This window comes from Vibrio sp. 1562 (assembly GCF_033340155.1).
GTDB lineage: Bacteria > Pseudomonadota > Gammaproteobacteria > Enterobacterales > Vibrionaceae > Vibrio > Vibrio alginolyticus.
In genome coordinates this window covers 1-23,929 of sequence record NZ_JAWOVY010000011.1, presented here as the reverse complement: position 1 = coordinate 23,929, position 23,929 = coordinate 1, and the positions used below count along the sequence as shown (strand labels likewise).

The window sequence follows — 23,929 nt, the reverse complement described above, 5'->3', positions numbered from 1 at the left end:
AAGACGTGATTAGACGCCTTTTACTAGGAATGTTTGTACTGTTTAGCAGTATGACAAATGTGGCGAATGCCGCATTAGAGTTGGTCATTACCGATGGTATTGATTCAGCACGACCAATTGCTGTTGTTCCGTTTAAGTGGGAGGGCACACAAGCGCTTCCAACGGATGTTTCTGCTGTTATCGCCTCGGATTTACAACGTAGTGGTAAATTCAGCCCAGTTCCAACGAGCAAAATGCCACAAACACCGTTCAGTGAATCAGAAGTTAATTTTGATGCTTGGACCAATTTAGGTGTGGATGCGCTATTGACTGGTTCAATCAAGCAAAACGACCAAGGTGACTACGTTATCAACTATCAACTTGTTGATATTGTGCGTGGTCAGTTAACAGGTGGGAAGAGTAAGGCGCTTGGTAGTGACGGTGAATTGGTTCTGTCAAAAGATCATGTGCTATTCAATAAAGTAGCCACTGTTCAAGGGCCTCGTATGCGTGAGTACGCTCACCGTATCTCTGATTTGGTGTATGAACAGTTAACTGGCGACCGTGGCGCTTTCATGACTCGTATCGCATATGTGGTAGTGAACGATAAAGACCGTTTCCCTTACCAACTTCGAGTCGCTGATTACGATGGCTACAATGAGCGTCTGGTTTTACGTTCTAAGCAACCATTAATGTCACCAGCGTGGTCACCAGATGGTAAAAAGCTTGCGTATGTTAGCTTCCAAAATGGCCAAGCAGAAATCTTCATCATGAACATCTACACCGGTGAACGTGAGAAAATTACTTCATACCCACGTCACAATGGTGCGCCAAGATTTTCGCCAGATGGCAATAAGTTAGCGATTGTTCTTTCTAAAACAGGCTCGCTTCATGTTTATACGTTTGACCTTAACACTCGTAAGCTGACGCAAATTACGCGTGGCAGATCAAATAATACGGAACCGTTCTGGCATCCGGATGGAAAATCGTTGATTTTCACATCGGATAGGGGTGGTAAACCACAGATTTATCAAGTAAATTTGGGCAGCGGTTCTATTGACCGTTTGACTTGGCAAGGCAGCCAAAATTTGGGTGGTCAGATTACTCCTGATGGGCGATTCCTAGTTATGGTGAACCGCAGCAACGCAGGATTTAATTTGGCGAAACAAGATTTGGAAACTGGTGCTCTTCAAGTCTTAACTAAGACCTTGCTTGATGAGTCTCCTAGTATTGCCCCAAACGGTGGCATGGTTGTGTATAGCTCGATTTACAACAAGAAAAACGTACTATCGATGGTGTCAATTGATGGTCGATTCAAAGCTAGATTACCGGCAACAAATGGGCGTGTTCGAGCGCCTGCATGGTCACCGTTTTTGTAGTAATAAGTTTGATTAATAAAGGAAAATAAGATGCAACTGAACAAGGTTCTAAAAGGGCTACTAATCGCGCTTCCTGTAATGGCTGTTACAGCGTGTAGTTCAAGCGACGACGCTGCTTCTAACACTGGTGCAGCAACAAACAACAATGGCGCAGTGGAAACAACAGTAGCTACGCCAATTGATCAAAGCGGTCAGTTGACAGAGCAAGAGCTAAAAGAGCAAGCGCTACGTGAAACTCAAACAATCTACTTTGCTTTTGACAACTCAACAATTGCAGCAGATTACGAAGAGATGCTAGCGGCTCACGCTTCTTACCTAAGCAAGAACCCAGCACTTAACGTAACTATCGAAGGTCACGCTGATGAGCGCGGTACACCTGAGTACAACATTGCTCTAGGTGAGCGTCGTGCACAAGCAGTAGCGAACTACCTACAAGCACTAGGTGTTCAAGCTGACCAAATCTCAATCGTTAGCTACGGTGAAGAGAAGCCACTTCTTCTAGGTCAATCAGATGAAGTTTACGCTAAGAACCGTCGCGCGGTTCTAGTATACTAATTCGAGGTAATCCTCATGTTCAGTAACACTAAGCGCGCTGTTGCGCTTACGTTACTGGCAAGTGCAGCGAACTTTGCGTTCGCTGCACCAGCTCCAGTATCCGATCTCAACAGCACATCATCCGTCTCTAAGAGCCGTTCATCTGAAACGGAAGTAGAGCGTCTAGAACGTTTGCTACAAAATCGCAATCGCGTTCAGCTCCAAATGCAACAGCAAATTGACCAAATGTCACAAGAGATCAGTGAATTGCGTGGTCAATTAGAGCGAAATAGCTACGAAATGAAGCAAATGTTGCAACGTCAACGAGAGTTGTTTGTCGAGCTGGATCGTGTTCGTGGAGAGATAAAATCCGCGCCTGCGCAAGAAGCGAAACCGGCTAAAACAGGTGGTCAGTACACACCAAATGTTGATGAGCAAACGGCATACCAAAATGCAGTCGACCTCATCCTCAAGAAACGTGACTACACTGGCGCAATTGCAGCGTTCCAGCAGTTCCAGAAAGATTATCCTGATTCTACATATTCAGCGAATTCTCACTACTGGCTAGGTCAGTTGTACTTCGCTAAAAAGCAGGATGAGGATGCAGTGAAAAGTTTTGCCGCTGTGGTGTCTTACAAAGACTCCAATAAGCGAGCCGATGCGTTGCTTAAATTAGGCGAAATCGCTGAGCGTAATAACAATGCAGCTCAAGCGAAAAAGTACTACCAACAAGTGGTTGATGAATACCCAGGTAGTGCATCTGCAAAACTTGCCAGCTCTAAGCTGTAAGACGTTATGTTTTGAAAAGGAAGCCTCGGCTTCCTTTTTCTTTTCCATTTTCTGTTGGTGCAGAACGGCTAAGTCGATAGCAATGATGCAGAGCCTCTGACCTTGTGTTGCACCGATTTCGCTACTCGGAAATGCTACCTGTAACAAAGATATACGGCTAGACCGCTAGAAATCCCCGCGACAAGTTGGTTTTTGAAAATTAACGAGGTTACAATACTCGGATTAAAGGAAGTTGCGTAGAGCAAGAGCAATGAGCCATATATTAGATAAAATCGACACTGTTTACCCATTCCCACCGAAACCAGTTCCATTAAGCGAAGAAGAAAAAGCATCTTACATTGAGCGTATTAAAAAGTTACTCAAAGAAAAAGATGCGGTACTTATCGCGCACTATTATACCGACCCTGAGATTCAAGCCCTAGCTGAAGACACTGGCGGGTTTGTTGGTGACTCGTTGGAAATGGCGAAGTTTGGTAATCGTCACCCTGCAAGTACATTGATTATTGGTGGTGTTCGCTTTATGGGCGAGTCGGCCAAAATTCTGACACCAGAAAAGCGCATTCTAATGCCAACGTTGGAAGCGGAATGTTCGCTCGACCTTGGCTGTCCTGCGGATAAGTTCAGCGAGTTTTGTGATGCTCACCCTGATCATACGGTTGTAGTTTACGCAAATACTTCAGCAGCGGTTAAAGCCCGTGCCGACTGGGTCGTTACATCGAGCATTGCGCTTGAAATCGTGGAACACTTAGACGCTGAAGATAAGCCAATTATTTGGGGACCAGACCGTCACCTAGGATCGTACATCGCTAACAAAACTGGCGCAGATATGCTGCTTTGGCAAGGTGAGTGTGTGGTTCATGATGAGTTCTCTGCTGATGCGCTACGAAAAATGAAGAGCGTGTATCCAGATGCGGCTATTTTGGTTCACCCTGAGTCACCAGCAAGCGTCGTAGAACTTGCCGATGCCGTTGGATCAACGAGTCAGCTGATCAAAGCAGCGAAAGAGCTTCCTCACAAACAAATGATCGTTGCGACAGACAAAGGCATTTTCTTTAAAATGCAGCAACTTGTGCCAGAGAAAGAACTTATCGAAGCGCCAACCGCAGGTGCAGGCGCAACATGTCGCAGCTGTGCACACTGTCCTTGGATGGCAATGAACGGTTTGAAAGCAATTGAGAAAGCGCTTAGTGAAGGTGGTGAAGAGCACGAGATTTTTGTTGACGAAGAACTGCGTGTTAAATCCCTTATACCGCTTAACCGCATGCTAGATTTTGCTGAGCAGCTAAATATGCAAGTGAAAGGTAATGCTTAAAAAGTAGGCGTAACTGAAAGTAAATCTCAAAAACCAGCCGAATATGGCTGGTTTTTTTGTGTCTTACTATCAATGAGTTACTATTGATGCAATCAATGAATATCGAGGTCATAAATTTATGGCGGTGTGGTTAGTAGTTAAAAAGTGGCTTAGTTCACACCTTTTTAAATTGAGCAACCGAAGCCTTCTCATCTTTAGTGGCTTATATGTGAGCCTTTCATGGTGGCTGTTGGTTCTCGCTGGTGAAACCGCATTAACAGACAGTTTCGCTAACTTTATCTATTACCTCATGGTTACGGCGAGTACGGTGGGTTATGGCGACCATTCTCCAGTAACAGATTTGGGTAAATGGGTTGTCGTACTATTTGTAATCCCCGGCGGTTTGAGCTTATTCGCCGCATTATTGGGGCGTGTCGCTGGAGCAGCGATGGACTATTGGCGAGCGGGTATTTTAGGAAAACGGAGAGTAAGAGTGGAAAACCATATTGTATTGTTGGGCTGGAATGGATCGAGAACGATGCACCTTATTCGCATGTTACAACATGAAGAAGAGGGAAAGCGCCCGATTGTTTTATGCAGCCGTTCAGAAATAGAGAACCCGTTACCTGGCGAAATCAGTTTTATCAAAGTGACCAGTTATACCGATTCGCAAGAGATGAAAAACGCCAATATTGCCGAAGCCGCTTGCATTATTGTGGATAATCTCTCGGACGACATTACCTTGTCAGCCGCTCTGTACTGCGCATCTGTAAACCCTTCCGCTCATTTGGTCGCTTACTTTAAAGATGAAGCGCTCGGCCGACTTCTAAGTCAGCATTGCCCGAAAGCGGAATGCATACCTGCTGTTGGCGCAGAAATGTTGGCAAAAGCGGCGGTTGACCCGGGCTCAAGTGCGCTTCATCAGGAGCTTTTGGCTTCAACACGAGGTATGACGCAATACTCAGTTATTTATCCCGAGGGTCAGTCTGCCACCACTATTGAGAATCTCTTCGTTTTTCTCAAAAGACGCCATCATGCCACGCTGATTGCTTTTGATATTGGCGATGGTATTCAACTCAACCCAGATTTAGATGCTGAAGTACCCGCGAGTACCAAGCTGTTTTACATTGCAGATGAACGTATTGAAGATTTTGCCTGGAAAGAAATGAACAAGGAACAATAATGCACATGATTGCCGGCCTGTTAGCAGGCTTCCCAAACTTTTTACTCTATTTCTCTGTTTCTATTATTTTTGTATTGGCGTTTAAGTTCATCTACGTCAAGTTGACGCCATACGATGAGTGGCATCTGATTAAAGAAAAACAAAATACAGCAGCAGCGATTGCGCTAAGTGGGGCTTTCCTTGGTTACTGTCTCGCGATTTCGGGGGCGGCAAAAAACTCAGTCAATATCGTCGATTTTATGGTATGGGGCGTTGTCGCAATGCTTGCTCAAATTATCGCATTTGCAATTGTACGCTTTATTTTACTACCGAAAGTGGCAGAGCGTATCGAAAAAGATGAACTGCCAGCTGGTATTGTATTAGCCGCAGTTTCTGTTTCGGTTGGCGTATTGAATGCCGCTTGCATGACTTACTAGGAGGAACGATGAAGCGGAGTTCTAACGTTAAACGTTCTTCCATGGACAAAAGCTTAAAGCTTGGGAAAATTCTTCCCTTTGCTGCCTTTGGTGGTATTTTCTTCTTTGCTACGTACGAGTCAAAAACAGAAGGGTACATTTTTTCTGATGCCGATGAGTGTAAATCTAACTCGCCTGAGTTTAGTGAACAGTGTGACATTGCATACCAAGAAGCTTTAGCTCGTGCCGAACAAAATGCCCCTCGCTACCGCAGCGAGTTCGAATGCGAGAATGATTTCTACGAGGATGATTGTTACTACAGTTCCAGTTCCCGAGCTTATGTACCTAACTTTGGCGGTTTTTTTTACAGTCGCTCATTAAGCGGGTTGAAAGGTTATAACAAGAGCTATTACTCAGAGCCGATGTACCGTTATAAATCCAAATTCTATAATGGATCAGGACAATTCTTTGGCTCCTACCGAAATCAGCCGACCAAAGTTGCGACGAATAGCCTTAATAAACGTGGTGGCGGCACCATTGGCAGGGCGATGTCTCGAGGCGGGTTTGGTAAAGCGGTGTCGGTCAGTCGAGGCGGTTAAAAAGCACTATGTTTCGACGAGAAATACAAGAGCGCGAAAACTGGCGTGAATTAGCACGCCAGTTTGGTTTTGGTTTCCATACCATGTATGACCAACCGTATTGGGATGAGAGTGCTTACTATCAATTCACGCTGGAGCAAATTGAGCGCGATATAGAAGCGCCCACTGAAGAGCTGCATCAGATGTGCCTGGCTATTGTGGATGAAGTCGTTCGGAGTGAGCGGTTGCTGACGCAATGTGCGATCCCTGAATCTATGTGGGAGCAGGTCGCTTCTTCATGGAGACGAAGCGAACCTTCGCTTTATTCGCGGCTGGATTTCGCGTACAACGGGACCTCGCCAGCAAAATTACTGGAAAACAATGCGGATACGCCAACCAGCTTGTTTGAAACTGGCTTTTGGCTGTGGGTGTGGCTAGAAGATGTTGTAAATAAAGGTCGAGTTCACCAGAGCGCGGATCAATTCAATATTCTTCAAGACTTTTTGATCGAGCGCTTTGCCGAAATAGCAAAATACCAACCAGGACAAACACTTCACTTTAGCTGCTGCAAGTACACTGAAGAAGATAAAGGGACTGTCCAGTATTTAGAGGATTGCGCGCGAGAGGCAGGGTTAGCAACGGCATTCGTGCATGTCGAAGATATTGGAGTGACGGAAGATGGTCTGTTTGTGGATGCTGACGACAGAGCGATTCGTTGGATGTTTAAGCTTTACCCTTGGGAGTTTATGTTTGAAGAGGAATATGCGAAGTACTTAGCGACTGCGAACGTAAACTGGTTAGAACCGATGTGGAAGTCGATTCTATCCAATAAAGCACTTTTACCGTTATTGTGGGAGCGTTTTCCTAACCACCCGAACCTTTTGCCCGCTTATTTTGCTAACGATTCAAAAGCGAACACTATGAGAGATTATGTCATCAAGCCACTATTTTCTCGAGAGGGCGCGAACATCGAGATCGTCATCGATGGAAAACGTTTTGTTAAAACGTCAGGGCCTTATGAATCTAAATTCAATATCGTCCAGAAATACCATCCACTACCTAAGTTTGGGCAAAACCATACGTTAATTGGCAGTTGGTTGGTCAATGATAGAGCTGCCGGTATTTCGATTAGGGAAGACAGTAGCTTAGTGACTCAAGATATGGCGCGGTATATTCCACATGTAATTTTAACATGATCAAAAAAGCTCTCCATTTGGAGAGCTTTTTGTCTATTCAGCCGTTCAATCTTGATGGTCGACAGCGTTGCGTCTATTGTTCTTCAGCTAATGCAACACCGCGCTGGGTAAGACCACATAACATCACTGGCATCGCATTGAAGATTTCCTCAAACTGCTCTAAGCCTTCCATACCTTGTTCGGCCAATGTTTCAATGGTCGTTTCTGGGTCGTAAAGCATAGTAAGAGAAAGTAAAACACCACCGAGTAGGGCATTATCTTCGCTATCCTCAGGCATCAACGTTTCCCAGTCATCACGCGCAAGTTGCCAGCCTTGTAATACACCTTCACAGAAATCGCGAGCCTGACTTGTTACAATGTCTTGCTCATCTAGCGCGCACCCTGCAGGCCACTGCCAAGTGCCTTCTAGGAGAGCGGGACGAGTTTGGTTCCACATTTCTACAATCTCGTCAATGTACTGCTCTAGTTGTTCACCGTCAGTAAATGGCGCTGTTTCTTCTCCACCCCATAAGAATGGCAACCACTCTTGAGGCATTAATACGTTTGGCGCTGCAGCCATCGCTGTTACAAAGCCTTGAGTTTTTGCTAGGTTTAGTAGTTTACCGTCAAGTTCTGGGAGAGAAAGGATGTCTTGTAGTTTCAAAATAGAATACCATTTGTTAATGGGCTGGTTGATTGCGCTCATCTTACCAATCAATTAGTGATAAATCGATATTAGGGAATGATTCACACATCTATGGAAATTCGCTCATCACTTAGAAAAAAAAGCATTCTCGCCCTAACACTTTACCTGTGCTTCTTTATCGCCACTATCGGTTCTGTCGCCTATTTGGTTGTTGAGCCACCGGTTAGACAAAAGCTAGAGCAAAACCTAGAGTTACGTACCCAACTCCTGGCTCTTGAGATCAAAGAGCCCATCCTCAGTTCTACAGGTGTATTGAGCAGCTTAGTAGGGCTAGCCCAAGGGACTGAAAATATTCAATCTCTCAACACAATAATTCCACATATTCTTCAATTGAGTGACAAGATGCTTGTTAGTGGTGGCGTATGGCCTAAACCCGAGCTCAAAGCAGAACAATGGAGATATAAAAGTCTATTCTTCAATAAAAACAGTGATAGTGGTATTGACCAAATTCACTCCTACAATAACCCCGAATCTGGCGGTTATGATAATGAACCCTGGTATGTCGCTGCCGCCGATGCTCCGGTAGGTTCTGTTAGTTGGTCTACGGTTTACATCGACACCTTTACTCAGGTCCAGATGATTACCGCATCTTCTCCATATTACCAAAACGGTCGATTCGCTGGAGTTGTAACGGTAGACCTATCACTTGATGCACTTTTTCAGTTTATTCGAGAGCACACGAACCAGCATTCTTTGGGGGTAGTGGTTCGCGATGCTGACTCAAACGTGATTATTGAGCACAACTTTCAACTAACGGACGAAATTTATGTCAGCGAGCTTGATTTCGGAGAGTTCGATTGGCGCATGGAAGTTGTCAACGCAAAAGCTAAAGTCGCTGATCAAGTGTTTGAACAAGTGATGAGCGTTGAGGGGAGGATCATTCCATTTTTGCTCTTGTGTGTCTTGGTCGGTTACTACTTACTGAATCGCTATATTGTTGAACCAATTGTTCGCATTGCCGCTAAGATTGATGACTCGAAAACTGGTGGGATCATAGATATTGACTACGATAGCGATGACGAAATCGGACAGCTTATCGAGAAGTTCAATGAAAAGACGATCTATTTAGAGCAGGAGAGAATAAAAGCTCAGGCTTCGACAAACGCTAAAACGGCATTCTTAGCCACATTGTCCCACGAGATTCGCACACCAATGAACGGTGTACTAGGAACTGCCCAGATACTGTTAAAAACACCACTTACCGATGAGCAGCGTAAGCACCTGAGAACACTTTATGATTCAGGTGATCACATGATGACATTACTCAATGAGATTTTAGATTACTCAAAAATTGAACAAGGGCATGTTGAGTTTGAAAATAAGCCTTTCCCAATTGAGTCGATTATCGGCAGTATCAAGAGTGTTTATCAAACGCTATGTGCAGAAAAAGGTCTTCGCTTTAGAGTCGTCTCGCATTTACCAACGGGTCGTTGGTACAACAATGACAAAGCCCGTTTGCGTCAAGTATTGTTCAATCTACTCAATAACGCTGTTAAGTTCACCGATCGTGGCATCGTAGAGGTAGAGCTAGCCGAGAAATCGAGTAAGGCAGGCACCAAGCTGATACTAAAGGTAAAAGATACAGGAATTGGTATTTCAAAAGAGGCACAAAAACGCATTTTTCGTCCTTTTGAGCAAGCGGAGTCATCAACGACTAGACGGTTTGGTGGTACAGGGCTTGGTTTAGCAATAGTCAAAGAAATCGCGGAACATATGGGTGGGCAAGTGGTTGTAGAGAGTCAGGAGGACGCTGGAACGACTTTTACTGTCGAAATTGCCCTTACACCTTGCAAGCCGGGTAAAGTAGAGTCAATCAATACACATAAATTGAACTGTAAAGGGTTGAAAGCACTCATTGTTGAAGACAACCGAACAAATGCGATCATTATGGAAACTTTCCTCCGAGCCAAGGGCTTTGAGTGCACAAGTGTCGAAAATGGTCAGCTTGCAGTCGATGAGGTTGCGATCAAACCATTTGATTTGATACTGATGGATAATCATATGCCTGTTCTAGATGGCGTTGGGGCCATATCAGCCATTCGAGCAATGAGTTCACCTGCTAAGTCGGTACTGATTTTTGGCTGTACAGCGGATGTGTTCAAAGAAACACAAGAGCGTATGATTAATGTAGGAGCAGACCACATAATAGCGAAACCAATAGTGGAGTCTGAATTAAATGATGCACTGTATCTTCATGCGCCACAGTTATATCAGTACCAATCGGACTTTGATGGAAATGCAGCAGATAGCTTTAATGCTGAAAAGTGGTTACTCAACTTCTATGTCGCTCTAGATAATGGACATCTTAATGAAGCACTTGAGGCTATTTCAGCGATCATTGCGGAGGCTCCCCTTGAACTCAGTGGCGACGTTTCTTCAGTCGCCGAACGGATAAGAAGTAACTTAAAGCGTCAGCAATCCCCGGACCAAGATGATATCGATACATTAACGATTTTGCTGGCCTCACCATAACTGAATCAATATGGCGCAACTGTAAATTGTTCTTACTATTCATACGTCATCCAGCGTCGTCACAAACTCTTCTAACCTGCAATGAACAGGCTTGCAGTTTTACTTTTACGAGTAAAGCAGCAAGACCTTCTACTGTGATTATATCGGTAATACTCTGAATTTTCGCAGCTTGGTAGCATAAGCTATAGGAGTGACTGTTTACAGTCCGAGTTTTGTTCTAACTTTACGTCAAAATAATTATCGTAACCCCTTTTTATGTAAGTGAAATCCGTGTTTTTGTACCATTTTTACGTAATTTTAGGCGTTTTTACTCGCCATTGGTGAAAAAAACTACTTTTACTTTAAAAGTTGGTTATAAATTTACAACTTAATTTTAAATACAGAGCCATAAGCTAGTTTTTGTGTGTTCTAATTGCATCATTAACTGGCTTGATGTCTTTTTAGTGGTTAATAGTTTTATTATTTTTATTAATTGCAGTGTTTGATTTTAAGGGTTTTGTAAATGAAGTCTCGTGGACCATTTTGTATTCGTCACGCCGCAGCGGATACCTTTGCTATGGTTGTTTTTTGCTTTATCACAGGGATGATTGTCGAGATTTTGATTTCAGGGATGACATTTGAGCAATCTCTAGCATCGCGTACGCTATCGATTCCAGTGAATATCGCCATTGCTTGGCCGTATGGGGTTTTTCGTGATTGGATGCTGTATCAAGGTAGTAAGGTGTCACCGTCTTCCTTTATGAAGAACATCTCTGATCTGGTCGCTTATGTACTATTTCAATCTCCAGTTTATGCGGGTATTTTATTCGCAGTTGGCGCGTCTACAGATCAAATTGTGACCGCAGTGGCAAGTAACGCTGTTATTTCTTGTGGCATGGGTGTGTTGTATGGGTACTTCTTGGACATGTGCCGCCGTTGGTTCCGTGTTCCCGGTTATTCTCAAAGCATCTAAATGCCCCAGTTTTGCTCAATTTAGTTACTTAGTGAGCAATCGATTCGAAAAGGGCGCTTTTTTTTATGTTTAGCCTTGACCATCAGGCACATAATCATTAAATTAGCGCCTCGTTAGCCAATGATGCTAACCAAAATTTGATTCGGTGAGTTGTCCGAGTGGCTGAAGGAGCACGCCTGGAAAGTGTGTATACGGCAACGTATCGAGAGTTCGAATCTCTCACTCACCGCCACATTCTATAAGCCCTTGTAGTGTAAGAACTTCTTATAATACAGGGGTTTGGTGTTTTAATGTAAGCTGCCTACTGGTACAAAGAGTAGGTACAATGTCGAACATCATGGCAAGTCCTTATAAGCATCCTCAAACTGGTGTTTACTACTTTAGAATGGCTGTCCCAAAAAAGCTGGTTCCTATAATCGGTAAGACAGTCTTCAAGAAATCTCTTCAAACGAAAAACCTTTCTGAAGCAAAGCAGCGATTTCCTCAGCATCTTGATGATGCGCTCAAGCAAATCGAGTTCGCTAATTTAAAGCTATCTAATTCATCTGATATTGAGCTTAATGTCCGTGATTGCGCGATCATTGCCGAGCGTTGGTATCTGCGTGTCAAAGATGAGGTTGATGGTAATGGTAACTATGATTGCTATCTTCGATATGAATGGTATGGCGTTGAGGGCGATAAGCGTCTCCACGTATTCGGCTTGTCTGACACATTTGAGTTTAGTGGTCTAGATGCGTCAAAAGCTACTGAAGAGGAATACCAAGAGCTTTTGGAAGGTTTTAAAGACTTCATTGAGGAACAGCTAAAGATAGAAGGTTTAGTTGTATGTGAGACAAGCGCTTCATATAGACGTTTGGTCTGTGCCTTTTACGATTACGCCCGTCGAGTTGAGTCTCTCTGCTTGGCTCGTCACAAGCGAGACTTTGGGTATGAGCCCGTAACCAGTTCAATCGCTAGTGAGCCCATTTCAGTACCTAGGCCTGATAAGATACCGTCTAGGGCTTTGAAACCATCTCAGAACTCCATTTCGAGTCTATTGAAGCGTTACCTTGAGTCTGCATCTATTAATGGCAAAGCTTCTCAATCCTTGGCAGAGGTTGAGTCTCAGATAGAGCGTCTTATAGAGATAATAGGGGATCTAGATGTTGCTGATGTAACGAGAGGTCATATCTCAAAATACAAAGATACCCTGTTACAATTGCCTAAGTCTAAAGCTAAAGAGATTAGAAACAAATCAGTACCTGAGCAGCTTGAGCTTGTTAAAACAAAAGGGCTTGAGACAATCTCTCCTTCAACCGTTAAGACTATTCTCAGAAAGACTTCTCCTGTATTTGGCTATGCTGTTGAGCTTGGTCTGATAGACGTCAACCCGTACAAAGGCGTAACACTTCCTAAAGTACAGAATAAGTCTGCGGTAGCGGAAGCTAAAGGTTTTACTCCTAGTGAGATCAATCAGTTATTTAAGCTAGATATATTCACTGATGTCACTGCTAGTAAGCCTTATGGCATGGCTTGTTATTGGGTGCCTCTTCTATGCAGGTATACGGGTTCTCGGATTGAAGAAATGGTTCAACTTAGAAGTTCAGATATACAACGATCAGACGAAGATATTCACTTTATTTATGTTCGTGAGGGTGAAGAGCAGAACGTAAAAAACGTTAAGTCTGTTCGACAAGTACCGATTCATGAGCACCTCATTGATTTAGGCTTTTTGGATTATGTGGCGTCCTGTGGAGAGTTTCTATTCCCTGAGCACAAGCCAAACAAACACGGTAAAAGGTCTGGTGCTATTGGTAAGTGGTGGAGTAAACAGGTCAAGACGGTAGGCATAACCAAGCAGCCATCACACTCGTTTAGGCACTCTTTGAGAACAGTTTTGCGTGGTCTAGGAGTGGTTGATTCTGTTAGTGATGCTATCACTGGTCACGCTCCGGCTAATATCGGTGCAGCATACGGTACGGTTGATATGAAGGCTAAGAAGAAAGCAATAGACTGTTTGCCTAGGTTGGCTGTCCCACGCCTTTGGTAGCTTTTAGTTAATGTATTTACACTGTTGTGTACACCTAAAGTCTCCCCACTGTTCACACGTGTACACTTTGGTCTTAAATAGCCCGTAGGCCTTGTGGTATAAGGCTTACGAGCTCGCAATGTCATTTCTAAAAGTCGTAGTTTTCGGTTACGTTAGGAGCTTTATTTCCACTATTTTTATCTTGAATACTCCCTTCGATAGTCCCAGCTTGTTCCAGCCACTTACTCCGTTGAGATATCGAGATACCTAATTGAGATCCCCTAGTGACCTTTCTTAAACCTTCCCTGAAGATATCCTCTCCAAAGAACTCAATGAGGCGGCTGATGCTATTTGAGACGTCTTTAATTTGCTTTTGCTCCCACTGCTCATCATCTTTGTCAGATATATTATCTTTGCCCTTAAAAGCATCTGAGAGGCGTCTAATCTTCGGAAACCCCTTAGAGTCCCAGCAGCTTTGGGGTAGGTAATAACGTGACTCCAAGCCAAACTGGAGGCCTTCAACAAAGCTCTCTAAGTCGTTCATCTCGATGTCAGTCCCTAATGCTTCTTTACAAGCTTTTAAGCCGTTAGCAATGTGTGCAGCCTGACCACGACTACATCCAACAAGCTCACATACTTGAGAGACGCTCAGGTCAAACTCTCGGTTAACAATTAGCTTGCGAAACTGAGCTTGCATTATTTCATCCTTAGTAACTCCAACCCCATGCGCTTGATTGACATCTTGGGCTGCTGAGAATGCCTCAGCGTAAGTACGGTTTTCTATGATCAACGAGTTAATCATCAATTCAGCATCAGGGTTTTCTTCAAGGTACTTCAAACAAGCTCCAGTGCGGTGGAAACCATCCACTACGTAATACTTATCATCAACCACAAAAACAGTGATAGGCTGCCTTATAGGCTGTCCATTACGAAGGTCTTCAAGAATCTCCTTGCTTTGACTCTCTTGCTTAATCTCTTGCGCTGAACGTACTCGTTTGTCTTTAATGAGTTCAACGTCACGGGCTTGCATCGCGGGATCGAGTATGAGAGTTCGAGGGTCTAAATACGCAAATCTGCTATCTGCCATGAATTGATTCATAGTGTGTTATGTACCTGTAGGTCTATGACTGATTATTAATGTTTCTCTTTTTGGTTTGATTGGAACCCTAGGAGGGGGGAGGGTTCGGGGTAATACATATCGAACATGATTGCGGCTAGTAGTAATCTTTACACCAAATGAGCGGATCGTTTTTTCATTTTTTTGTGATTACGGTATTTTAAGCTTTTACCAAGGCTCTTTGGACTGTGGATAAGGAGACTCCCACTTCGGAAGCGATCTTTCTTAAAGACATTCCTTGTGAACGTAGCTCAGCGATACGCTGGTGGTTAGTTGTGTTAGTTGGTCTACCTTTATACTTCCCTGCTGCTTTAGCTTTCTCAATGCCTTCCTGACGTCTTTCCTGAATCATTGCTAACTCGAATTGAGCTACAGCTCCTAGCATGTTCAGCATGAGCTCAGACATATGATCGCTTCCACCAGCATTAAAGCTTAGGTTTTCCTTGTGGAATCTCACGCTAACACCTTGGTTAGTCCAGTCGTTTATTAGCTGCTTTAAATCAACCAAATTACGCGCTAGGCGGTCGATGCTATGAACGTGGATTGTATCTCCTTCGCGAACGTAGTCTTTAAGAGCTTCTAACGCTGGCCGTTTAGTTGAGCCACCACTGCATTTATCTGTAAAGCTCTTATCAAAGGTGATACCAGAATCTGTAAGTTGACGGTCTGTATTTTGGTCTGTGGTCGAAACTCGCAGATAAGCTATGTGTGCCATTAGGTGTACCCGTTTAACTCTAAGATGTTAGAAATTTTATTGTGGTCACAATTTTAATTCAACCCTAATGGGTACTGTTTGATGGAGGTTTGACCGTAGTCGTTTGGGTATACCTAATCGGTATACTTTAGTAGTATCCATATTATCTAAACCTCTATTACCTGGTGAAGCCGTGAGCATTGAATTAGCTAAGAAATTTGTTCTTGAGTCTGTACTAAAACCTGCAATTGACGATCACCGAACTTCCGATAAGGTGAAGAATGTTACCAAGAGCCAAATTCCTTGGATTAACGGCTTCAGAAAAGTTGGTGATGTTTACAAGTACTTGTTGAGCACGACGAAAAGTCGAGACGGTAGTGTTGATGAAATTGAGCAGCTGGGGCTAAAGTCATATGAGCAAATATTGCCTGATTTTGAAAAAAAGTTTAAACACGAGCTAAACGACTTCACCTCATTCGATGAGTTTGTCATTGACAATGAATATTCCTCGAGAGAGTTTCTTCCTATCGTTGGCAGGTATGACACTCGTTCTGGTGGGATTCTGCCATACTTCGAAAACGGTCAACTAAAAAGTATTTTGGTCAAAGTAACTTTCGAGGGTGGCAAGTATAAAAATAAATGGTTGATTGAAAATAAGCTGCTTAAGTACTTCATGAAAAGCATCGGTGATGTATTCAAAGATGATTACAAGGAAAACCATGCCATTATCAATTCAGGTTCTGTTCCTATTTTTGTCTTCACTCGTCAAACCAATGATGAATCCAAGTTTAAATTTAAAGGCGCCTTTAAGTACCTAAACCATTTTGACGAAGGAAATGCAAAGTGGTTCCAGCTTGGAGCTTTAGGATTAACTCCTGAGATAAACCAATCATCAGAGATTGAAGTATTCAATCAGTCAGTTACTGAATCACTTAGGTTGTCATCTGACAAGCGCAAGAAACGCTTAGCTAAGGCCCCAAAGAAGCCGAAACGACGAGTGGTACATACCTACGTGTATGACCGTAATCCAGATGTTGTAGCTGAAGTGCTAAGCAGAGCGATGGGTTATTGTGAGTCTTGTAATAGCAAGGCTCCGTTTGAGAAAAGATCGGACGGTCAGCCTTACCTAGAAGTTCATCATAGGATTCGCCTAGCTGACGGTGGAGACGATACTGTAGAAAATGCCATAGCCTTATGTCCAAACTGTCACAGAAAGGAGCATTTCGGCTAGCTCGGTGCCGAAGTGAACATCGTTGACATTAGCACCTTATGAATGAGTTCTCTGCTGAGCTTTTGAATGGTCGACCGCAGAGTCTAATTTGTTCGAAAAGATTAAGTTAGCTTCTAAAGCTATATATTGCGTGTATTGTTGTACAAAAAGTTGGTACAAAGCTAGAAGTTGGTGTAATTTAAGTAATTGATATTTAATGGTTTACACTTGGTAGCTTGCAATCGAGAGTTCGAATCTCTCACTCACCGCCATTTCTTAAAAAAAGACGTCTTAGAGCGTCTTTTTTTACGCCTCTAGATATTACAAATCAATAAGTTACGTCCAAAGATGTCTAGTGTTGCTCTACACCATATACATTTTGGGTGTAGGTTAGATAGTACGCAGATTTTTTCATCTATCTAACCACCTACACTTTGCATCTTATTTTACCCTAAAAGTCGCATTCATTTACGGTTGTTTTTCAATGTTTATAAGTTACTTAAAGCATTGAAAATCATAATTATAAAACCGAAAAGTGTAGGTGGATTTTTTTGACGAGATTCGACCACTTAATCCACCTACATTTTTGACTAAGGAGGTGCTCGTGGCGAACTTAAATAAGTTGACTGCAAAGCAAGTTCAAACTCTTAAAGCGGATAACAATAAGCAGGTTCGATTTTCGGACGGCGGGGGATTATACCTTTGCATTAGACCATCGGGGTCACGATATTGGGAGTTTAGATATACACGACCAGTATCTGGAAAGAACACCTTTATGGGGATTGGGCCTTACCCAGACATAACTCTTGCTAAGGCGAGAGAAAAAGCTCAAGAAATGCGTAGGCTTCTGCTTGACGGAATTGATCCGAAGATAGATAAATTTGAGAAAAAGGCGCAAGTGAAACTGACACAAGCGCAAACCTTATGTCAAGTCGCGCTGGAATGGCGAGATTTTAAATCTAGCCAACTGAAGCAAAAAACACTTCACGATAACTGGCGTAAACTCGAGATTCATGCGTTCCCCAAGCTGGGAAATATACCCCTAAAGTCGATTAAAGCTCCAATGGTGATTGAAGCTTTAAGAAGTCTAGAGAGCAAAGGTAAGCTCGAAACAGTAAAGCGAACGGCACAATTGCTCAATGAGGTGATGAACTTTGCGGTAAACAGCGGTTATATCGAACATAACCCATTGAGTGGAATTCGTGATGTTTTTAAAAAGCCAATTGTTGAGCACATGAAGGCGCTTAGCCCTGACGAAATTTCCGATTTAATGAGAGCGCTTGGTCACGCGAATTTATATATAACAACACGCTGCCTTATCGAGTGGCAACTTCACACGATGGCAAGACCATCAGAGGCTGCGGGTGCTCGCTGGGATGAGATCGATTTCAATACCAACACATGGATAATCCCAAGTACTCGGATGAAAATGAAGCGCGAGCATCGAGTGCCGCTGACAACAGAGACCTTATCGATACTGGAAAACATAAGGCCGTTATCGTCAAACAGCCCATATATTTTTCCATCCAATCGCAGTTTAAGCCGTCATATCGATTCTGAATCAATCAACAAAGCTCTGGGACGAATTGGCTTTAAAAATCGAACAACTGCGCACGGATTTCGTTCACTAGCAAGTACCACGTTGAATGAGTGGGGTGAAGATCCAGATTTAATTGAAGTCGCTTTAGCACACGTCGGTCGAGATAGAATTCGAAATGCCTACAACCGGACAGACTACTTGGAACGTCGCCGAGAAATGATGCAGAAGTGGAGTTCTTATATTTCAGAGAACTCGGTGGGTTCGTTCTCGGTCTTAAACGTTATGCAAGTCAGATAAGTGTGAAAATTGTTCATCTAAATGGTCTTCAGACAAAACTGTGCTTTGTAGACTATTAATGAGTCTAAATAAGGAGATGGTTATATGACGGTACGAATTATAAGAATGCCTGAGCTCAGTGAGAAAACTGGCTGCGCTCGTAGTACGATCTACGCTTTTATCTCAAGAGGTGAATTTCCTAAGCCAATCCCGCTAGGTATGAGAGCGGTGGGCTGGAAAGAGAGTGAAGTTGATGAGTGGATAGAGAAACGGCAGTCTTTGCGAGATAGCCAATAATCACGTGGTATCGCGTAAAATGAAATTTTTTGATGATAATTTTGACCCTATGGCTCTTTGCTCTAGGGTCATTTTTTTCGCTGATAAGGTAGAGGATACAGGCCAAGTTTTACGATTATTGAAGGCCCAGCCCTAGTTTTGATTTTAATGATTGTTTACGTGATTCTGCTTTGGGTTCTGGCGCTGTACTCATAGAAGTAACGTCACCATCCGGTGCAAGGCCATCCACCGGTACAGATGTCGTGGATAGATTGGCTTGGCTCATTTGAATTAAGCCAAAGGTGGCCAGCATCCGCAGGCGCTCAGCGCGTTCCCGTGGCGGCGTCTTTTCCAATTCTTTGAGCAGTTCAGGGTGGCTCCCTGGGGGAATGTTGACCACAACTCTCATAATCATGCCCCATAAAACCAGAAGCCTCGGACGTTCGCCAAAACAGATTGTTCCGGCACGATGATCTTGCTTCGTGAAAAAATCTCCTTGGCCGCTTCCTTATAAGCCATGGCTCCACCTCCGGCGATCAATACCAAGTCCGCATTGATGCTTTCATCACGCATGGATTGGCGCATGGCTGTAAGAGCAACAGGCGCTACCTTTTTCATGGCAGCATTCAGATAAGGTGAAATATCGACCTTTTCTCCAAATAGCAGCACCTGTAAGTCGCCGGTTCTCATGGCTTTTTCAAGTCGATCCATACCCACTTTGGCGCCATGATCTTCTGAAATCAGCTTATCAATGGTTTCCAGTAGCACGGACATTGCCTGAAGACTGGTTCCTGATGAGCTGTAGCGAATTTCTCCGGCTTCAAGGGCAACCCAGTCAACAGAAAAGAAGCCGGGATCGATGACGACGACACGACCTTCTTCAATTAAGCCCAAATCACCACCTGTTTGAACCAGATCCATATAGGCACCGGCAGGCTGTGGCAGCACTTTGACGTCATGAACGGTGATGCTGCGCTTAGGCGTCACTTGATGGACACCTTTTAGGCGCTTCACAAGGTCAGATTTACGTTGTGGTTCATGAAACTGGGAAACCGGTAATCCAGTGACAACCAAATCGATGGATTCTGTTTCAGCCATTAACAAGGCGGCATGAAAAAGCGCCTTATAGGTTTTTGTGGTCGGATATTCCGGGTGAAGCTCTCGTTCCCAGCCTTGAAGGCGTCCAGCAGGAACACCAGCGGCCCAACGCTCATTATCGACAGACACATACAAACAAGTGTCATCATCGCCTCCACCGATACGCTCAGGCATACGATCCGCAGGACCGGCACCCGCAGGTAGAATAATAGTTTTCGGTTCACTGCCTGATTGGCCAATTGCCAGCTTCAGGTTTGAGTAACCGATATCTACGCCTAGTATAAACATACTTATCTCCTGTGCACTCAAAGTGCTCTAACAGTTTTCAATCAACCGCGCTGTTCACGCTTGGGCATTTCCAAGTGCTCTGGCGGTTCACTCAAATGTCATTATCAGGATTTGGTGCACTGCCGGTGGGCAGAAAGGTGACAAATCCTTTCATCTATCTGCCTATTGCATTTTCGCAAAAGTATGAGAATAGGCTCTGTTTGGCGGCGGATAACCTAGCCAAAAAAATCGAGACGCCAAACGTCGTTTGCATTCTGGCCTGAACTCGCCAAACGGTTTGTATCTTCATGACGATACGTCTTTTTAGGCGTTTTTAAGTGAAATCGGGCTGCATCCCTTGTCAGATATGGGATTGCGCGAGTCGATTTATATCGAGACGCCAAACAGTGATTGCTACGGCAGTTTTACGTTTGGCGTTTCGATCCAAAAGCCAAACGGATAGTGGTTTTGGCTTTTGGGGTTAATTGGATGGGGAAATTGGTTTGGTAGAAATCGTCAATGAACAATGGAAAGCAGAGGTATCAGATTTACTTCAGCAAGAAACAGACAGGCTAAAAGCGCTGGCACGAGCTGAAGTTGATGACTTTTGGGTTACCCATTACAAGGTTCGCGAAAATGCGCCCTTTAAAGATTGGGGGCTGCTTGGTGTCCGTATCAGAGACTTTAAGTATGGCTTTGGCATAGAGTGGTACATCAACAGTTTTCACGGTCAACGTGGCAAGCGCGTGGTCTTTAGCAAGGGACTGCGTATTTCAAAGACGAAGCTGAGATACTCATTTTTGGACTGCCAAGGTCTAGCCAAAGAATGGGAGTTAGCGCTGGCCATGGAGAAAGAAGAATTCTTCAGTGATGTTCGACGCCAAGTAGATAAGCTCAACATGCTGCGTCGCAGAGTGAATGCCTATTGAATCACAGGGTCTACTTCACTCGTGGCAACTGGTCCCAGCGTGTTGTGTAGGCGGGAGACAAATGCTCTCGCTTCATCGACCAGTCTTTCTTCGTACCTTGTCCAGCAAAGAAAACCTTTCCGGCACCGCTTTGATTAATGGTGTCCAATACAGACATTAACTGTTGGCTATTGGAGCGGGTCGATACCTCATCGAATAGTCCTGGTTGAAACATGCCAGGATCGTAAAAGTCAGACAGCATGACGCCCGCTTTGGCATAACGAAAACCATCCTTCCATATCCGCTTGAGTAAGTGATTGGCCAGCTCGATAAAATCCCGCGTGTCGCAACTGGGGATTAGCAATTCACCCGATGCAGAGTTGCTGTACTGCGGCTCGTTGTCCTTAAAGGGGCTGGTACGTATAAACACGGTCAGCACTTTGGCTTGCTGCTGTTCTTTGCGAAGCTTCTCAGTGGCGCGGGTTGCGTATTCGCATACGGCTTCACGTAACAATTCAAAGTGCGTCACTTTTACGCCAAATGAACGGCTACAGACGATTTGTTTCTTGATTGGCGGGATCTCTTCTAGTTCAATGCACGACTCACCATTGAGCTCTCTGACGGTTCTTTCTAAAACCACCGAAAACTGGTCTCTGATGGCTCTAGGAGAGGCATTGGCGAGGTCTAAGGCTGTGGTGATACCCAACGCATTTAAACGCTTAGAAAGCCGTCTACCAACGCCCCAAACATCATCAACCGGGACTAATGCGAGCAATCGACGTTGCCGATCTGGATTGGTCAGGTCTACAACCCCCTGAGTAGCTGGATATTTTTTGGCGGCATGGTTAGCCAGTTTGGCGAGTGTTTTAGTCGGTGCAATGCCTACACAGACGGTGATCCCAATCCAGTGGCCTATGCGCTCTCGCACTTGTTGTCCGAACTCGACAAGAGATATGGCAGACTCAATACCGGTTAAGTCCAAAAACGCTTCGTCAATGGAGTAAACCTCTACTCGTGGTGCCATCTCTTCCAAAGTGCGCATCACTCGACTGCTTAAATCCGCATACAGTGCATAGTTGGATGAAAAAGCCAAAATGCCATGACGCTGCATTTCAGCTTTGATTTGAAAGACGGGTACGCCCATTTTAATACCGAGTAACTTAGCTTCACGTGAGCGTGCAACCACGCAGCCGTCATTGTTAGACAGCACCACAACCGGCGTATCTTTTAAATCAGGACGAAACAGCTTCTCACAACTGGCGTAAAAGTTGTTGCAGTCCACCAAGGCAAATACTGGCATGGGCTAGTCACGACTTGCGGCGCATGTTTCGCACCACATTGGTAACCACGCCAAATATCTCTAACTCTGTCCCTTCAGGAATATGGATGGGCTCATACGCTTGGTTTCTTGGGATCAGCTTGACGCACGGCCTTAGTTGAAGCTCCTTTACCGTGAGTTCACCATGGATACCCGCGATGACAATGTCACCGTGTTCGGCTTGGACAGAGCGATCAACCACCAAAATATCATCTTGGTGAATCCCGGCATCAATCATTGAATCACCTTCAACACGCACAAAGAACGTTGCAGCCGGTCGCTTGATGCACAGCTCGTTGAGGTCGAGCGTTTGCTCAACATAATCCTGCGCTGGTGAGGGAAAACCAGCAGAAACACGTTCCATAAACAATGGAATACGAAGGCGCTTGGCTTTGATGAAGGCAAGTGCGCCGCTACGGCCTATCAGCGAGATACTCATGACGAACCTCGAAAAATTATAATCAATACTGTTTGTTTATACAGTATCTAATGCTATGCTGATTTCTACAAGTAAAATTGTAGGTAAAATTGTAGTTGTTCGAGTAAGACGTTGTGTCGTGAGTGATTTCTTTTTTGTGTTGAAAAGCTTGATGTGGGGGATCGCTCGCCCTCGTCAAAGCCTGCAAGGCTTGGACAATACTGCTTCTGCCTACTGCTCTTGTTTCTGTTACTGATCCTGTTACTGCTACTGGTTAACGCATGGGTCAAGTAACCGTCAAACAAGGCTTGTTGAACCCTTTGCAAAGGGTTTAAAAACAGTTAGTAAAATTCTGCTTCGTATTGAATTTACAGGCTTAAAGCGAAGTCAGGAGCACCATTAAGATGCTCAGTCGAACTCAGTTCAAGCCTTTTGCAACCGTTTGAAAAGGGGTTGGCTAAGCCATGCGTAAAGGGTTTCGGTAAGGGTTACCTAAACGGTTTAGCTAAGGCTACCTGAAAGGCTTAGCCAAAGCCTTCATACATGGGTTCACCCAGTAGAAAGATTAAAAAAAACGCTGAGGTATCCAAGGTGCATTTTGTACAACCTGTGGCACAGTGAAATAAATCAAAGCGAACAATAAAATTGAAGAGGAACAATCAATGACAAGAGCCCCTGCGCCATTTCCGCTAGAGCGCCTCGCGGATATCCCAGAAAGACCAGAAGATTTTAGATTGCTGGAGCGTATTCCATTAACGCGTGAGCCGCAGTCCTGGCCACTTGAACTTTCTCCTATGGTCGGTGATGAACAGCCAATGGTGCTGCTCGATACAGAGACAACCGGACTGTCTGCCGATGATGAGTCCATTATTGAGCTTGGTATGGTTAAGGTGCTTTACAGCCCATCAGCTAAGCGGATTGTGTCAATTGTTGATGTGATCAGCCTGTATGAAGATCCCGGCAAGCCAATCCCTGAGCTGATTACTGAGTTAACCGGTATCACCGATGAGATGGTGCAAGGCCAGCGCATTGATGATGCTCTGGTAGCGAGTTGGTTATCCGATGATCCGCTGGTGGTTGCACACAATGCACAGTTTGATCGTCCTTTCTTTGAAAAGCGGTTTGCTGCATTAGGCCATCTATCTTGGGCCTGTTCAGCTAGCGGCATAGATTGGAAGGCACTGGGTTTTGAAAGTCGGAAACTTGAGTACCTGCTGCTTCGCTTAGGTTGGTTCTATGAAGGACACCGGGCTGCAACCGATTGTTTGGCGATGGCCTGGTTGTTTCAATTGTTGCCCGAGTCCGTTGCAAACTTGTTGTCTGAAGCAGACAGGCGAACTGTGTTAGTTCGTGCGTTTGGTGCGCC

General features: G+C 44.3%; 23 protein-coding genes and 1 tRNA gene. 17 read left to right on the top strand and 7 right to left on the bottom strand.

What is annotated here, in order from left to right; translation table 11 throughout:
• The first annotated feature begins 5 nt into the window (after positions 1 to 5).
• The 8 genes from tolB (at position 6) to R7Z49_RS13180 (ending at position 7,324) form a co-directional block, all read left to right on the top strand.
• The gene (tolB, locus tag R7Z49_RS13215) at positions 6 to 1,358 is read left to right on the top strand and encodes a Tol-Pal system beta propeller repeat protein TolB (RefSeq protein WP_005387925.1); all 1,353 of its coding nucleotides are present in this window, start codon (positions 6 to 8) and stop codon (positions 1,356 to 1,358) included.
• A 30-nt stretch (positions 1,359 to 1,388) separates the two neighbouring features.
• Positions 1,389 to 1,913, top strand: a complete 525-nt coding sequence (gene pal, locus R7Z49_RS13210; protein WP_005378293.1) for a peptidoglycan-associated lipoprotein Pal — start codon at positions 1,389 to 1,391, stop codon at positions 1,911 to 1,913.
• Positions 1,914 to 1,928: 15 nt separating this feature from the next.
• On the top strand, positions 1,929 to 2,681 hold the full coding sequence (ybgF, locus tag R7Z49_RS13205; RefSeq protein ID WP_005387926.1) for a tol-pal system protein YbgF: 753 nt from the start codon (positions 1,929 to 1,931) through the stop codon (positions 2,679 to 2,681).
• A 250-nt stretch (positions 2,682 to 2,931) separates the two neighbouring features.
• Positions 2,932 to 3,993 (top strand): quinolinate synthase NadA, encoded by a 1,062-nt coding sequence (gene nadA / locus R7Z49_RS13200; RefSeq protein WP_064367997.1) that lies wholly within the window; start codon positions 2,932 to 2,934, stop codon positions 3,991 to 3,993.
• A gap of 118 nt (positions 3,994 to 4,111) precedes the next feature.
• Complete coding sequence (locus R7Z49_RS13195; RefSeq protein WP_017635053.1) at positions 4,112 to 5,155, top strand: potassium channel protein; 1,044 nt, start codon at positions 4,112 to 4,114, stop codon at positions 5,153 to 5,155.
• Positions 5,155 to 5,571: a DUF350 domain-containing protein gene (locus R7Z49_RS13190; RefSeq protein WP_005378281.1), complete on the top strand. Its 417-nt coding sequence runs from the start codon at positions 5,155 to 5,157 to the stop codon at positions 5,569 to 5,571. Before R7Z49_RS13195 ends, R7Z49_RS13190 begins: the two co-directional genes overlap by 1 nt.
• A gap of 8 nt (positions 5,572 to 5,579) precedes the next feature.
• Positions 5,580 to 6,149: a DUF1190 domain-containing protein gene (locus tag R7Z49_RS13185; RefSeq protein WP_258615378.1), complete on the top strand. Its 570-nt coding sequence runs from the start codon at positions 5,580 to 5,582 to the stop codon at positions 6,147 to 6,149.
• An 8-nt stretch (positions 6,150 to 6,157) separates the two neighbouring features.
• A complete protein-coding gene (locus tag R7Z49_RS13180; protein WP_318111731.1) occupies positions 6,158 to 7,324 on the top strand; it encodes a glutathionylspermidine synthase family protein in 1,167 nt (388 codons plus the stop codon).
• 73 nt (positions 7,325 to 7,397) lie between these two features.
• Here R7Z49_RS13180 and R7Z49_RS13175 read toward each other — a convergent pair whose 3' ends face one another.
• Complete coding sequence (locus tag R7Z49_RS13175; protein WP_155604193.1) at positions 7,398 to 8,009, bottom strand: YecA family protein; 612 nt, start codon at positions 8,007 to 8,009, stop codon at positions 7,398 to 7,400.
• 51 nt (positions 8,010 to 8,060) lie between these two features.
• Between R7Z49_RS13175 and R7Z49_RS13170 the strand changes: the two genes are divergently transcribed.
• The 4 genes from R7Z49_RS13170 (at position 8,061) to R7Z49_RS13155 (ending at position 13,462) form a co-directional block, all read left to right on the top strand.
• The gene (locus R7Z49_RS13170; RefSeq protein WP_258615441.1) at positions 8,061 to 10,481 is read left to right on the top strand and encodes a hybrid sensor histidine kinase/response regulator; all 2,421 of its coding nucleotides are present in this window, start codon (positions 8,061 to 8,063) and stop codon (positions 10,479 to 10,481) included.
• A gap of 502 nt (positions 10,482 to 10,983) precedes the next feature.
• Positions 10,984 to 11,433 (top strand): L-alanine exporter AlaE, encoded by a 450-nt coding sequence (locus R7Z49_RS13165; RefSeq protein WP_206949123.1) that lies wholly within the window; start codon positions 10,984 to 10,986, stop codon positions 11,431 to 11,433.
• A gap of 144 nt (positions 11,434 to 11,577) precedes the next feature.
• Positions 11,578 to 11,665 (top strand) — tRNA-Ser (locus tag R7Z49_RS13160).
• 93 nt (positions 11,666 to 11,758) lie between these two features.
• Complete coding sequence (locus tag R7Z49_RS13155; RefSeq protein ID WP_193291840.1) at positions 11,759 to 13,462, top strand: site-specific integrase; 1,704 nt, start codon at positions 11,759 to 11,761, stop codon at positions 13,460 to 13,462.
• A gap of 127 nt (positions 13,463 to 13,589) precedes the next feature.
• Here the strand turns inward: R7Z49_RS13155 and R7Z49_RS13150 are convergent, their stop codons facing one another.
• Both R7Z49_RS13150 and R7Z49_RS13145 read right to left on the bottom strand, forming a co-directional pair.
• Complete coding sequence (locus R7Z49_RS13150; protein WP_242531368.1) at positions 13,590 to 14,528, bottom strand: hypothetical protein; 939 nt, start codon at positions 14,526 to 14,528, stop codon at positions 13,590 to 13,592.
• A gap of 190 nt (positions 14,529 to 14,718) precedes the next feature.
• Positions 14,719 to 15,273, bottom strand: coding sequence for a recombinase family protein (locus R7Z49_RS13145; RefSeq protein WP_069513722.1), 555 nt, complete (start codon positions 15,271 to 15,273; stop codon positions 14,719 to 14,721).
• A 103-nt stretch (positions 15,274 to 15,376) separates the two neighbouring features.
• Between R7Z49_RS13145 and R7Z49_RS13140 the strand changes: the two genes are divergently transcribed.
• The 3 genes from R7Z49_RS13140 (at position 15,377) to R7Z49_RS13130 (ending at position 18,575) form a co-directional block, all read left to right on the top strand.
• Complete coding sequence (locus tag R7Z49_RS13140; RefSeq protein WP_318111729.1) at positions 15,377 to 16,483, top strand: HNH endonuclease signature motif containing protein; 1,107 nt, start codon at positions 15,377 to 15,379, stop codon at positions 16,481 to 16,483.
• 583 nt (positions 16,484 to 17,066) lie between these two features.
• A complete protein-coding gene (locus tag R7Z49_RS13135) occupies positions 17,067 to 18,299 on the top strand; it encodes a tyrosine-type recombinase/integrase (protein WP_213966035.1) in 1,233 nt (410 codons plus the stop codon).
• 84 nt (positions 18,300 to 18,383) lie between these two features.
• Positions 18,384 to 18,575 (top strand): helix-turn-helix transcriptional regulator, encoded by a 192-nt coding sequence (locus R7Z49_RS13130; protein ID WP_065274308.1) that lies wholly within the window; start codon positions 18,384 to 18,386, stop codon positions 18,573 to 18,575.
• A 115-nt stretch (positions 18,576 to 18,690) separates the two neighbouring features.
• On the opposite strand, the gene R7Z49_RS13125 is transcribed toward R7Z49_RS13130, so the two are convergent.
• A complete protein-coding gene (locus tag R7Z49_RS13125) occupies positions 18,691 to 18,963 on the bottom strand; it encodes a hypothetical protein (protein ID WP_041154127.1) in 273 nt (90 codons plus the stop codon).
• Between the two features lie 2 nt (positions 18,964 to 18,965).
• Complete coding sequence (locus R7Z49_RS13120; RefSeq protein ID WP_213966034.1) at positions 18,966 to 19,940, bottom strand: ParM/StbA family protein; 975 nt, start codon at positions 19,938 to 19,940, stop codon at positions 18,966 to 18,968.
• 464 nt (positions 19,941 to 20,404) lie between these two features.
• Between R7Z49_RS13120 and mobI the strand changes: the two genes are divergently transcribed.
• Complete coding sequence (gene mobI, locus R7Z49_RS13115; protein WP_029627953.1) at positions 20,405 to 20,848, top strand: conjugative transfer protein MobI(A/C); 444 nt, start codon at positions 20,405 to 20,407, stop codon at positions 20,846 to 20,848.
• A 10-nt stretch (positions 20,849 to 20,858) separates the two neighbouring features.
• On the opposite strand, the gene umuC is transcribed toward mobI, so the two are convergent.
• Complete coding sequence (umuC, locus tag R7Z49_RS13110; RefSeq protein WP_213966033.1) at positions 20,859 to 22,127, bottom strand: translesion error-prone DNA polymerase V subunit UmuC; 1,269 nt, start codon at positions 22,125 to 22,127, stop codon at positions 20,859 to 20,861.
• 7 nt (positions 22,128 to 22,134) lie between these two features.
• Positions 22,135 to 22,584: a translesion error-prone DNA polymerase V autoproteolytic subunit gene (gene umuD, locus R7Z49_RS13105; protein ID WP_238777583.1), complete on the bottom strand. Its 450-nt coding sequence runs from the start codon at positions 22,582 to 22,584 to the stop codon at positions 22,135 to 22,137.
• A 641-nt stretch (positions 22,585 to 23,225) separates the two neighbouring features.
• Here umuD and R7Z49_RS13100 point away from each other — a divergent pair.
• Positions 23,226 to 23,929: 3'-5' exonuclease (locus R7Z49_RS13100; RefSeq protein WP_318111726.1), on the top strand; the 704-nt coding region annotated here is incomplete at its 3' end.

What these genes read in the sequence shown, in the direction of transcription:
- R7Z49_RS13125 (WP_041154127.1), bottom strand. Translation starts at nt 18,963, where the DNA reads ATGAGAGTTGTGGTCAACATTCCCCCAGGGAGCCACCCTGAACTGCTC.
- umuC (WP_213966033.1), bottom strand. Translation starts at nt 22,127, where the DNA reads ATGCCAGTATTTGCCTTGGTGGACTGCAACAACTTTTACGCCAGTTGT.
- ybgF (WP_005387926.1), top strand. Translation starts at nt 1,929, where the DNA reads ATGTTCAGTAACACTAAGCGCGCTGTTGCGCTTACGTTACTGGCAAGT.
- R7Z49_RS13155 (WP_193291840.1), top strand. Translation starts at nt 11,759, where the DNA reads ATGTCGAACATCATGGCAAGTCCTTATAAGCATCCTCAAACTGGTGTT.
- R7Z49_RS13190 (WP_005378281.1), top strand. Translation starts at nt 5,155, where the DNA reads ATGCACATGATTGCCGGCCTGTTAGCAGGCTTCCCAAACTTTTTACTC.
- R7Z49_RS13195 (WP_017635053.1), top strand. Translation starts at nt 4,112, where the DNA reads ATGGCGGTGTGGTTAGTAGTTAAAAAGTGGCTTAGTTCACACCTTTTT.
- R7Z49_RS13120 (WP_213966034.1), bottom strand. Translation starts at nt 19,940, where the DNA reads ATGTTTATACTAGGCGTAGATATCGGTTACTCAAACCTGAAGCTGGCA.
- R7Z49_RS13145 (WP_069513722.1), bottom strand. Translation starts at nt 15,273, where the DNA reads ATGGCACACATAGCTTATCTGCGAGTTTCGACCACAGACCAAAATACA.
- R7Z49_RS13150 (WP_242531368.1), bottom strand. Translation starts at nt 14,528, where the DNA reads ATGGCAGATAGCAGATTTGCGTATTTAGACCCTCGAACTCTCATACTC.
- R7Z49_RS13130 (WP_065274308.1), top strand. Translation starts at nt 18,384, where the DNA reads ATGACGGTACGAATTATAAGAATGCCTGAGCTCAGTGAGAAAACTGGC.
- R7Z49_RS13170 (WP_258615441.1), top strand. Translation starts at nt 8,061, where the DNA reads ATGGAAATTCGCTCATCACTTAGAAAAAAAAGCATTCTCGCCCTAACA.
- umuD (WP_238777583.1), bottom strand. Translation starts at nt 22,584, where the DNA reads ATGAGTATCTCGCTGATAGGCCGTAGCGGCGCACTTGCCTTCATCAAA.
- nadA (WP_064367997.1), top strand. Translation starts at nt 2,932, where the DNA reads ATGAGCCATATATTAGATAAAATCGACACTGTTTACCCATTCCCACCG.
- R7Z49_RS13175 (WP_155604193.1), bottom strand. Translation starts at nt 8,009, where the DNA reads ATGAGCGCAATCAACCAGCCCATTAACAAATGGTATTCTATTTTGAAA.
- R7Z49_RS13165 (WP_206949123.1), top strand. Translation starts at nt 10,984, where the DNA reads ATGAAGTCTCGTGGACCATTTTGTATTCGTCACGCCGCAGCGGATACC.
- R7Z49_RS13180 (WP_318111731.1), top strand. Translation starts at nt 6,158, where the DNA reads ATGTTTCGACGAGAAATACAAGAGCGCGAAAACTGGCGTGAATTAGCA.
- pal (WP_005378293.1), top strand. Translation starts at nt 1,389, where the DNA reads ATGCAACTGAACAAGGTTCTAAAAGGGCTACTAATCGCGCTTCCTGTA.
- R7Z49_RS13185 (WP_258615378.1), top strand. Translation starts at nt 5,580, where the DNA reads ATGAAGCGGAGTTCTAACGTTAAACGTTCTTCCATGGACAAAAGCTTA.